The organism is Duganella flavida (assembly GCF_009857445.1).
GTDB lineage: Bacteria > Pseudomonadota > Gammaproteobacteria > Burkholderiales > Burkholderiaceae_D > Rugamonas > Rugamonas flavida.
The window spans coordinates 1-399 of the sequence record NZ_WWCN01000067.1; the positions used below are offsets into that span (position 1 = coordinate 1).

Here is a 399-nt window from a genome sequence, read left to right on the forward strand (position 1 = left end):
TTCCCAGAGCCTTGAGCTCTTTGAAGGGTCGTTCGAGACCAGGACGTTGATAGGTCAGGTGTGGAAGTGCAGTAATGCATTAAGCTAACTGATACTAATTGCCCGTACGGCTTGTCCCTATAACCTTAGCAGGTTGTAGCGAATAAGAAGTACATTGGACGTTCGTTGATAACATCTTCATTACCAAAAACAATTACTGCATAAACGATATAAATCGTTTATAATACTGTCTTCCAGATTCATGGCATCGCGGAGAAAGACGCGAAGCTAGTACAAGTCAAAGCTTGATGACCATAGTAAGTCGGTCCCACCCCTTCCCATCCCGAACAGGACCGTGAAACGACTCTACGCCGATGATAGTGCTGCAACCAGTGTGAAAGTAGGTTATCGTCAAGCTAG

The 399-nt window shown here is 45.1% G+C and carries 2 rRNA genes; both read left to right on the forward strand.

Going from position 1 to position 399, the window contains the following annotated elements:
• Window positions 1–119: ribosomal RNA gene (locus GTP46_RS29210) — 23S ribosomal RNA — on the forward strand; the annotation flags it as partial.
• Window positions 120–283: 164 nt separating this feature from the next.
• A 5S ribosomal RNA gene (rrf, locus tag GTP46_RS29215) occupies window positions 284–396 on the forward strand.
• The last annotated feature ends 3 nt before the right edge of the window (window positions 397–399 follow it).